Source organism: Massilia phyllosphaerae (assembly GCF_034659755.1).
Classification (GTDB): Bacteria; Pseudomonadota; Gammaproteobacteria; order Burkholderiales; family Burkholderiaceae_D; genus Telluria; species Telluria phyllosphaerae.
Genome location: NZ_JAXSQX010000006.1, coordinates 495,781 through 505,920 on the forward strand (window position 1 = coordinate 495,781; position 10,140 = coordinate 505,920).

The 10,140-nt window shown below is 63.9% G+C and carries 7 protein-coding genes and 1 other RNA gene; 6 read left to right on the forward strand and 2 right to left on the reverse strand.

Annotated elements, in window-relative coordinates; genetic code table 11:
* Nucleotides 1-70: 70 nt before the first annotated feature.
* On the reverse strand, nucleotides 71-2,974 hold the full coding sequence (locus U1H99_RS23445; RefSeq protein ID WP_323144112.1) for a M16 family metallopeptidase: 2,904 nt from the start codon (nucleotides 2,972-2,974) through the stop codon (nucleotides 71-73).
* Between the two features lie 180 nt (nucleotides 2,975-3,154).
* On the opposite strand from U1H99_RS23445, the gene ribBA reads away from it, so the two are divergent.
* The 3 genes from ribBA to nusB all read left to right on the forward strand — a co-directional run bounded on the left by ribBA (nucleotide 3,155) and on the right by nusB (nucleotide 5,309).
* On the forward strand, nucleotides 3,155-4,261 hold the full coding sequence (gene ribBA, locus U1H99_RS23450; protein ID WP_323144113.1) for a bifunctional 3,4-dihydroxy-2-butanone-4-phosphate synthase/GTP cyclohydrolase II: 1,107 nt from the start codon (nucleotides 3,155-3,157) through the stop codon (nucleotides 4,259-4,261).
* 79 nt (nucleotides 4,262-4,340) lie between these two features.
* Nucleotides 4,341-4,820 (forward strand): 6,7-dimethyl-8-ribityllumazine synthase, encoded by a 480-nt coding sequence (gene ribH / locus U1H99_RS23455; RefSeq protein ID WP_323144114.1) that lies wholly within the window; start codon nucleotides 4,341-4,343, stop codon nucleotides 4,818-4,820.
* Between the two features lie 18 nt (nucleotides 4,821-4,838).
* Nucleotides 4,839-5,309: a transcription antitermination factor NusB gene (gene nusB, locus U1H99_RS23460; RefSeq protein ID WP_323144115.1), complete on the forward strand. Its 471-nt coding sequence runs from the start codon at nucleotides 4,839-4,841 to the stop codon at nucleotides 5,307-5,309.
* Nucleotides 5,310-5,663: 354 nt separating this feature from the next.
* On the opposite strand, the gene U1H99_RS23465 is transcribed toward nusB, so the two are convergent.
* On the reverse strand, nucleotides 5,664-6,584 hold the full coding sequence (locus U1H99_RS23465) for a transglycosylase SLT domain-containing protein (protein ID WP_323144116.1): 921 nt from the start codon (nucleotides 6,582-6,584) through the stop codon (nucleotides 5,664-5,666).
* Nucleotides 6,585-7,052: 468 nt separating this feature from the next.
* Between U1H99_RS23465 and ubiD the strand changes: the two genes are divergently transcribed.
* The 3 genes from ubiD to dnaX all read left to right on the forward strand — a co-directional run.
* Nucleotides 7,053-8,552 (forward strand): 4-hydroxy-3-polyprenylbenzoate decarboxylase, encoded by a 1,500-nt coding sequence (gene ubiD, locus U1H99_RS23470; protein ID WP_323144117.1) that lies wholly within the window; start codon nucleotides 7,053-7,055, stop codon nucleotides 8,550-8,552.
* A 172-nt stretch (nucleotides 8,553-8,724) separates the two neighbouring features.
* Nucleotides 8,725-8,823, forward strand: an RNA gene (ffs, locus tag U1H99_RS23475) — signal recognition particle sRNA small type.
* A 146-nt stretch (nucleotides 8,824-8,969) separates the two neighbouring features.
* On the forward strand, nucleotides 8,970-10,140 hold a 1,171-nt coding region (gene dnaX, locus U1H99_RS23480; RefSeq protein WP_323144118.1), incomplete at its 3' end, for a DNA polymerase III subunit gamma/tau.

Consider the following 10,140-nt stretch of genomic DNA (forward strand, 5'->3'; position numbering starts at 1 on the left):
CACCGACGCGTCGGGGTAGGGTGGACGGGTTCAGGCGGTGCATCCATCCACGCAGCGCCAACCGGAGACATCACTTTTCCGGGTTCAGCACCACCTGCACATAATTGTCCGGATTCAGATAACGCTGCGCGGTCCGCTTCAGGTCCGCCACGCTCAGCGACTGCACTTCCTTGTCGACACTGAGGATCGTGCCGGGGTCGGTGCCCTCGGTCAGCGAGGTCTGCAGTACCGCCAGCCAGTACCCGTTTTCCTGCAGCGACTTGCGGTAGGTCTGTAGCCAGTTGGCCTTGACCTTGTCGAGGTCGCCCTGGTCCGGTCCCTGGCTGCGCACGCGCTCGATTTCGGCAAAGGTTGCCTGCAGCACCTTGTCGACGTTCTTGGGGCCGGTCGGCAGGGTCACGCCGACCGTGTAGTGGGCATAGGGCACGCGCGTCATCGACCCTTCCATGCCGCCGCCGTAGATCAGGCCCAGCTTTTCGCGCAGCACGTCGATGATGCGGATATTCATCACCTCGGTCAGCGCCGACAGGCGCAGTTCTTCCATTTCGCTGACCTCGGCCGGGCCCGTGAAGGTCAGCGACACCGTGCTCTTGTCCTCGAGGCCGCTCTTCACCTCGCGCTTGACCACGCCCTTGACCGGACGCAGGCCGAGGTCGCGGTAGGCGGTCGGGATGGCGGGGGTCGGCAGGCTGCCGAGGTAGGTCGCCAGCAGCGGCTTGATCGCTTCGACGTCGAAGCTGCCGACCAAAATAAAGGTCAAGTCCTTCGCGCTCGAGAAGCGCTGGCGGTAGATGGCGATTGCGCGGTCGAGGTCGATGCGGGCGATGTCTTCCGGACGCAGCGCGCGTGGCGCCCGCGGGTTGTTGCCGTACAGCGTGGCGACCAGGGTGTCGCCGAACAGCGCGCCCGGCTGCGACTGGCGGTTGCGCGCCAGTTCCATCTGCTTGCCGATGAAGGATTTGTACAGATCCTCGTCGCGCCGCACGCCGGCGAACTTCAGCCACGCCATCTGCAGCATGGTCTCGACGTCGGCGGCGCCGGCGGCGCCGGCCACGACGTCGGTGTTGCTGCCGAGACCGGCATTGACGGCGGCCGCCTTGCCGGCCAGTACCTTGCGCAGGTCGAGCGGCGAGAAGTCCTTCAAGCCCATTGCGGCGACGATGGTGTCGGCATAGCGTGCGCTGAACATGTCCTTGTCGTCGAACAGGCTCTGGCCGCCGAAACGCGCCGCGCTCATCAGGACCTGGTCGTTGCGGAAGGTAGTCGGCTTTAGGATCACCTTGACGCCGTTCGACAGGGTCAGGTGGGTCAGGCCGAGGTGGGCGTCGACGGAGGTCGCCACGATGCGGCCCGGCGCCGGCGGCTTGTCCATCAGGGCGCCGGCCACCGCCTTTTCATCGTGGGCGCGCACCTCGCTGCGTTCGGCGGCGGCCACGGCGGCCAGCAGCTCGGCGCCGGTCGGCAGCGCGCTCCCGGCCTCGCCTTTGGTCTGTGATGGACCGGTATAGATCACCAGCTTGCCCGAATCGGCCGGGATGGTGGCGCGTGCATAGGCATTGATTTCGTCGAGGCCGATGCCGGGGCCGAGTTCGGTGACGTAGCGGTATTCGGCGTCGATGCCGGGAATCGATTCGCCTTCCAGGAAATTGCGCATGAGTTCATCGGCATGGACCGACGAGTCGGTCTTGTCGCGCTCGTTCCAGGCGCGCGCGTAGGTGCGCATCATGGTTTTCTTGACCCGCTCCAGTTCGGCCGCCGTGAAACCATAGCGCCGTGCGCGTTCGTTTTCCTGCACCAGCGCATCGATAGCAGCCGTGGCGCCGCCGGCGGCCAGCGAGGCCGCGGCGTTATACGAGCGGTAGCGCGGCGTCAGGCGGCCGAGCGCGCTGCTGGCGCCGAGGAAGGGTGGATTGGGCAATTGCGCCAGTTCTTGCAGGCGCGCGTTCAGCATGCCGCTGAACAGTGCTTCGACCAGTTGCTCGCGGTAGCCGCCCACCGTTTCCCGTTCCTGGAAGGGCTGCACCGGATAGCGGATCAGGATCCCGGCCGGGCCGGCTTCGCGGTCGGTCACGACCAGCGCTTCGGCGTCGGTCCGCGCCGGAATCGTGGCGTAGTTGCGCGGGCGTTCCTGGGCCGGATTCTTCAGGCCATCGAAATGTTTTTTGATTAATTTCTCGGCCTCGGCCGGGGCGATGTCGCCGACCACCACCACCGCCATCAGGTCGGGCCGGTACCAGTCGCGGTAGAAGCGGCGCAGCGCCTCCGGCTTGAAGTTGCGCAGCGTGTCTTCCTGGCCGATCGGCAAGCGCTCGGCGTAGCGCGAGCCGTTGTAGATCTTCGGCATCAGCACTTTCTGCATGCGGTCGCCGGCACCTTTGCCCAGACGCAGTTCCTCGAGGATGATGTCGCGTTCCTTGTCGATGTCGGCATCGTTCAGGGTCAGGCCCTGGGCCCAGTCCTGCAGCACCAGGAAGGCCTTGTCGACGTCCTGCTTCTTTTCCGACGGGACCGGCAGGATATAGACGGTTTCGTCGAAGCTGGTGTAGGCGTTCAGGTCGGCGCCGAACTTGACGCCGGTCGACTGCAGATAGGACACCAGCTCGTGCTTCTTGAAGTTGCGCGAGCCGTTGAAGGCCATGTGCTCGGTGAAGTGGGCCAGGCCGCGCTGGTCCTCGTCTTCGAGGATGGAGCCGGCTTTGACCACCAGGCGCAGCTCGAGCTTGTTTTCCGGCTTGCGGTTGGGCTGGACGTACCAGGTAAGGCCGTTGGCCAGCTTGCCGACCTTGACCTGGGGACCGATCGGCAGCGGATCGTTCAGCTTAAGGGGCGCCAGTCGGGGAGGCGCCGGCTTGCGCGCTGCCGGCGCGGCGGCGGCCGGCGCGCTTGCCTGTGCGATCGTGGGGGCGGTTGCGGACAGCGACAGCAGCGCGATGGCGGCCAGGCGGATCAGGGTACGGCCAAAACGGGGAAGCATGCGACGCTGTCCTTTTGCTTAAAAATCCATTCTACCTTGCATTCAGGACTGGACAGTTGTGTACAAGCAGCTAAATGCAAGCCGGATGCGGCCGAGCCCCGGTAAATCCTTTAAAATAGCGGATTCACCTGGCCAGGTGCACAGACCACCGGCCGCTGTCCCCGTACCAAGGAATCCCGCATGTCCATCTCCACTACTCAGGAAATCGTCGACGAACTGCGCGCCGGGCGCATGGTCATTCTGGTCGACGAGGAAGACCGCGAAAACGAAGGCGACCTGGTCCTGGCCGCCGATTTCGTCACGCCGGAAGCGATCAACTTCATGATCCGCCACGCGCGCGGCCTGGTCTGCCTGACCCTGTCGGAAGAGATCTGCGACCGTCTTGAACTGCCGATGATGACCACCCGCAACGGCACCTCGTTCGGCACCAATTTCACGGTGTCGATCGAAGCCGCCGAAGGCGTCACCACCGGCATTTCGGCGGCCGACCGCGCGCGCACCATCCAGGTCGCCGTGGCCAAGGACGCGAAGCCCGAAGACCTGGTGCAGCCGGGCCACATCTTCCCGCTGCGCGCGGTCAAGGGCGGGGTGCTGATGCGTGCCGGCCATACCGAAGCCGGCTGCGACCTGACCGAGATGGCGGGCTTGAGCCCGGCCTCGGTGATCTGCGAGATCATCAAGGAAGACGGCACCATGGCGCGCCTGCCCGACCTGCTCGAGTTCGGCAAGGAGCACAACATCAAGATCGGCACCATCGCCGACCTGATCCATTACCGCAGCCAGACCGAGAGCCTGGTCGAGCGCGTGGCCGAGCGCCCGCTGTCGACCGTGCACGGCGAGTTCCGCCTGGTCGCCTTCCGCGACAAGCCGAGCGGCTGCGCCCACCTGGCGCTGGTGCACGGCGAGCCGGCGCAGGACGAGGAAGCCCTGGTGCGGGTGCACCAGCCGGTGTCGATCATCGACCTGCTGGACAACGGCACCACGGCGCACTCGTGGAACCTGGCCTCGTCGATGCAGGCGATCAAGGCCGCCAAGTCGGGCGTCATCGTGCTGCTGAACTGCAGCGAGACGGCGGAGCAGCTGTTCGGCCAGTTCCAGGACAAGACGGCGGCGCGTCCGAACGCCCGCGCGGCCAGCCTCGACCTGCGCACCTACGGCATCGGCGCCCAGGTCCTGAAGCTGCTCGGCGTGCGCAAGATGAAGCTGATGGCCAACCCGCGCAAGATGCCGTCGATGACCGGCTTCGACCTCGAAGTCACCGGCTACCTGGCCAAGCCGGAAGCGTAACGATCCTGGATGCCGTACCGCGGGCGCGGTAACATCCATCCATTCACATTTATTGAACCAAACAAGAAGAGGCATAGCCATGACGGTAGGAACTTTTGAAAGCAACATGACGGGCGAAGGTCTGCGCATCGGGATCGTGCAGGCGCGCTTCAACGCGACCGTCGGCCAGGGCCTGCTGTCGTCCTGCCTGAACGAACTGAAAACCCTCGGCGTCGCCGACGAAGACATCCTGCACATCACCGTGCCGGGCGCACTCGAAGTGCCGCTGGCGCTGCAGAAGATGGCCGAGACCCAGCAGTTCGACGCACTGATCGCGCTGGGCGCGGTGATCCGCGGCGAGACCTACCACTTCGAACTGGTGTCGAACGAATCCGGCGCCGGCATCACCCGCGTCGGCCTCGACTACGGCATGCCGATCGCCAACGCCGTGCTGACCACCGAGAACGACGAGCAGGCGGAAGTGCGCATGATCGAGAAGGGCACCGATGCGGCGCGCGTCGCGGTCGAGATGGCCAACCTGCTGCTCGCCCTCGAAGAGCTGCAGGCCGAAGAAGAATAAGCGTATTTAGGCAAGAACATGACTGACAAGACCATTCACGCCAACCCGAACAAGAACCGTACGCCGCGTCACCGCGCGCGCGAGTTCGCCCTGCAGGGCCTGTATCAATGGCTGCTGAACAATGAACCGGCTTCGACCGTGATCACCAACATCCGCAGCGCCCACGGCTTCGAAAAAGCCGATGGCGACTATTTCCGCGAGTTGCTGAACGGCGCGATTGCCCAGTCGGTCGAACTGCGCGAACTGATCGCCCCGACCGTCGACCGCCCGGTCACGGAACTGTCGCCGATCGAGCACGCGGTGCTGCTGCTCGGCGCTTGGGAACTGAAGAACAAGATCGAGATCCCGTACCGCGTGGTGATCAACGAGGCGGTCGAGCTGACCAAGTCCTTCGGTGGTATCGACGGCCACAAGTACGTCAACGGCGTGCTGGACCGCCTGGCCGGCAAGCTGCGGCCGGACGAGGCGGCGGCGGAAGCCAAGCGCTGAGTCTTACCCACGCTATATATATTAGCGAGAAGCCGTTCCGGGAAACCGGGACGGCTTTTTTGTTGGCGACGCGTCGATCACGATCGAAGCGGTGTCGTCGATTCGTCGTCCCCGCGCAGGCGGGGACCCAAGCGGAGTTACCGAATTCGCTTTGCTGGAAATGCTGCAGAGTTTTAAAAATACCGGCTTCGGAAGCGCAGCATGGATCCCTGCCTTCGCGGGGACGACGATGAGGGGCGACTATGCGCGACGGTAACGCGCGGCGACAACGCGAGCGATATGCGGCAAAAAATGAAAGCCACCGCAGCTCCCGCCGCGATGGCTTTCGACCAGGAAAAGTGTGATGAGCGGTGCTTACAGCCCGGCGACGGTTTCGCCGCCCTGGCTGGCGCCGCGCGCGGTCTCGTCGCTGACGGCCGGTGCATCGGGCTTCGGCGTGGACGGGGACGACTTCTGGACCAGGACCGGGGCCGATGGCGGGGTCGTGATCGGGACGTTCTTGCCGGCTGCAACCTGCTTGAGGCGCTTGAACTCGGCCAGCACCTTGGAGCCGTAGCCGGAATCGGTCTCGGCGTCGCCGGCACCCACGTAGCTCTTCAGGCCGCCTTCAACCGAGCCGGTACGCTTCACGTAGTCCTTCAGGATCAGGGCGCCGACACGGATGTTGGCAACCGGATTCAGGGCTGCTTGCGCGCCGCCCATCTGCTGGAACTTGTCGCTGTGGACCTTGGACATCACCTGCATCAGGCCCTGTGCGCCCATCGGGCTTTCCGCGAACGGATTCAAGCCCGATTCGATCGCCATCACGGCCAGGATCAGCAGCGGGTCCAGCTTGATCTCGTGCGCCGTGCTGTAGGCGGTCGAGACCAGCATGTTGGCGGCGTCGCCGGCGACGCGGTAGCGGCGCGACAGCCAGTCGGTGACGTACTTCTGCTGGCGCGTCGGGCGCGCCGCCTTTTCGTCGGCCGCGACTTCGACGGCCGCGTCGGCATGGGCCGAGGCCAGGTGGACCGCGCCCGAAGCCGCCGGTGCCGGTTTGGCTGCCGCAAGGTTCTGCTGCGGGTTCAGGAAGCTCGATACCCGTTGTGCGAACTCGGGGCGGAAGTACAGCAGTGCCACCATGGCGACTGCGGATAAACCGAATACGGTCAGCGTATGTTGTGCGGTGGTCAAAATACCGCGTGCCGTCTTGATCACGGATGTCGACCACGTGATCGGCTGGCTGGCCAATTGTTGGGCAAGCCTTGCGCTCGCACCGATGAAGCGATGAAACATCGTCTCTCCTTTGTCGCGGAAAAAGCATCCCCCACGCGGCGTTAAAACGCTGCTTTTTGGAGATCTCATGCCGTGCATCAGAAAACCGTCCGTCGCCGCGCGTTGCGGTCGACTTACGCCGTCATTGCTTGCTACAGCTGGGTCGCGCTGCGATGGAGGCGCCCAGTGGCTAACAACTGTCTCGGGGTTGTTTGGGCAGACGCCCAGTGAAAAACACTCCTTAAAATGTCTTGGGGCCCCGACCCCGTGTAAGAAGGAGACCGGCTAAAATCACGTCCTGGACGGGCCTGTCTCACTTGGTAGGCGGATTGTAGAAGCTCGTTTATATCAAGTCAATACTAGCTCTATCGTGCGTTATTACTTATAAATCTAACTTTTGTTGCGCAGCTCATCAATTCCGTGGCAAATCAACCACTTGCCGCAGATTGCTAGACCCGTTACAAACATGTAAAAAAGAATTAAAACTTGATGAATTATTCAGACTTACGTGATTTTATTGCCAAGTTGCAAGAAATTGGGGAATTAAAGCGTGTCACGGCGCCTGTTTCGACCCATCTGGAGATAACCGAGGTGTGCGATCGCACCCTGCGCGCCGCCGGTCCGGCCCTGCTGTTCCAGAATCCGACCGGTTTGGCTGGCGCGCCCCACCAGATACCGGTGCTGGCCAACCTGTTCGGCACGCCGCAGCGCGTGGCCCTGGGCATGGGTGCCGACGACGTCAGCGAATTGCGCAAGATCGGCCACGTGCTGGCGCGCCTGAAGGAACCGGAGCCACCCAAGGGTTTCCGCGACATCATGGACCTCGGTTCGCTCGTCAAGTCGGTTTGGGACATGTCGCCGAAAGAAGTCAAGGGCGCGGCTTGCCAGGAAATCGTGTGGGAAGGGCAGGACGTCGACCTCGGCCGCCTGCCGATCCAGCATTGCTGGCCGGGCGACGTCGCACCGCTGATCACCTGGGGTCTCGTCATCACCAAGGGGCCGAACAAGAAACGGCAGAACCTGGGCATCTACCGCCAGCAGGTGCTGGGACCGAACAAGGTCATCATGCGCTGGCTGGCGCACCGCGGCGGCGCGCTCGACTTCCGCGAGCATTGCATCGCCAACCCGGGCAAGCCGTATCCGATCGCGGTGGCGCTGGGCGCCGACCCGGCCACCATCCTGGGCGCAGTGACGCCGGTACCGGACACCTTGTCGGAGTACCAGTTCGCCGGCCTGCTGCGTGGCCAGCGCACCACGCTCACCAAAGCTATCGGCAGCGAGCTGCAGGTGCCGGCCTCGGCCGAGATCGTGCTGGAAGGCCATATCTATCCGGATGAGTCGCACCCGTCCGGTTACGAGCACGCGCTCGAAGGCCCCTACGGCGACCACACCGGCTATTACAACGAGCAGGACTGGTTCCCGGTATTCACGGTCGACCGCATCACCATGCGCCGCGATCCGATCTACCACTCGACCTACACCGGCAAACCGCCGGACGAGCCGGCCGTGCTGGGCGTGGCGCTGAACGAAGTCTTCATTCCGCTGCTGCAAAAACAGTTCAGCGAGATCACCGACTTCTACCTGCCGCCGGAAGGCTGCAGCTACCGGATGGCGGTGGTGCAGATGAAGAAGCAGTATGCCGGCCATGCCAAGCGCGTGATGATGGGCGTGTGGAGCTTCCTGCGTCAGTTCATGTACACTAAATTCATCGTCGTGGTGGACGAGGACGTCAACGTGCGCGACTGGAAGGAAGTGATCTGGGCCATTACGACCCGTGTCGATCCGACCCGCGACACGGTGCTGGTCGACAATACGCCGATCGATTACCTCGACTTCGCATCGCCGATCAGCGGCCTGGGCAGCAAGATGGGCATCGACGCCACCAACAAGTGGCCGGGCGAGACCAACCGCGAGTGGGGCACGCCGATCGTGATGACGCCGCAGGTCAAGGCGCGCGTGGACGACATCTGGCAACAGCTGGGTATCTGACGGTCAATCCGTGTCGGGTATCTACTATATATATGTAGAGCAGGTCAGATAGCGCAGGCCAGGTGCCGCAGGAACTAATCGCGGCACTGGTTTCGATCCGTCGGACGCAGCTTTTTCCGTTGGCAAACTACCGGGTTTGCCGGGATGTCCATGGTCGGTTATAATGAGCGCTGGCGGGCCCCTGCGCATTGCGGCATGGTTTACCTGGTCAGGTCGGGAACGAAGCAGCCAAAGCCGTTCACCGCAAGTGCCGCAGATCAGGCTCGCCTACTTTCCCTTCTTGGTTCTCCCCTTATTTTCCACTTCTGAATTGCTCAGCGGTTTAGTCACGTCCGTACCCGCTGCACGTTGTGGACCTGCTCAGCAATCCTTGTCCGATTGTTCGCGGCAACGGCCAACTGCGGTAAAATCCCGGCCATGTCCTATCAAGTCCTCGCCCGCAAATACCGTCCCCGGAACTTCGACACGCTGGTTGGCCAGGAGCACGTTGTCCGTGCCCTGACCCATGCGCTGCGCACCGGACGGCTGCATCACGCCTATCTGTTCACCGGCACGCGCGGGGTGGGCAAGACCACCCTGTCGCGTATCCTGGCCAAGTCGCTCAACTGCGTCGGTCCGGACGGGCAGGGCGGTATCACGGCCGCGCCGTGCGGCCAATGCGAACCCTGCCGGGCGATCGATGCCGGCCGCTTCGTCGACTACGTCGAGATGGACGCGGCCTCGAACCGCGGCGTCGACGAGATGGCCCAGCTGCTGGAACAGGCGGTGTATGCGCCGAGCAATGCGCGCTTCAAGGTCTACATGATCGACGAGGTGCACATGCTGACCAACCACGCCTTCAACGCCATGCTGAAGACGCTGGAAGAGCCGCCCGAGCACGTAAAATTTATCCTGGCAACCACCGATCCGCAAAAGATCCCGGTCACCGTGCTGTCGCGCTGCCTGCAGTTCAACCTCAAGCAAATGCCGCCAGGCCACATCGTCGGCCACCTGGAAAACATCCTCGGCCAGGAAGGCGTCAGCTTCGAACAGCCGGCGCTGCGCCTGCTGGCCCAAGGTGCCCACGGTTCGATGCGCGATGCGCTGTCGCTGACCGACCAGGCGATCGCCTATGCCGCCGGTGCCGTCACGCTGGACGCGGTACAGGGCATGCTGGGCGCGCTCGACCAGTCCTACCTGATCCGCCTGCTCGATGCGCTGGCCAACCAGGACGGCGCCGACCTGATGGCGGTGGCCGACGAGATGGCCAGCCGCAGCCTGTCGTACAACGGCGCGCTGCAGGACCTCGGCACGCTGCTGCACCGGGTCGCGCTGGCGCAGACGGTGCCGACCGCTTTGCCGGACGATTTGCCCGAACTGGCCGATATCCAGCGCCTAGCCACGCTGTTCGATCCGCAGGAAGTGCAATTGTTTTACCAGATCGCGGTGGTCGGCCGTAACGAGATCGGCCTGGCGCCGGACGAGTACGCGGGCTTTACGATGACGCTGCTGCGCATGCTGGCCTTCCGCCCGGGACAGGGCGGGGCCGAGCAGGTGGCGACGCCGGCACCGGCGGCACTGGCACGCGCGATGCCGGCCGGCGGTGCCG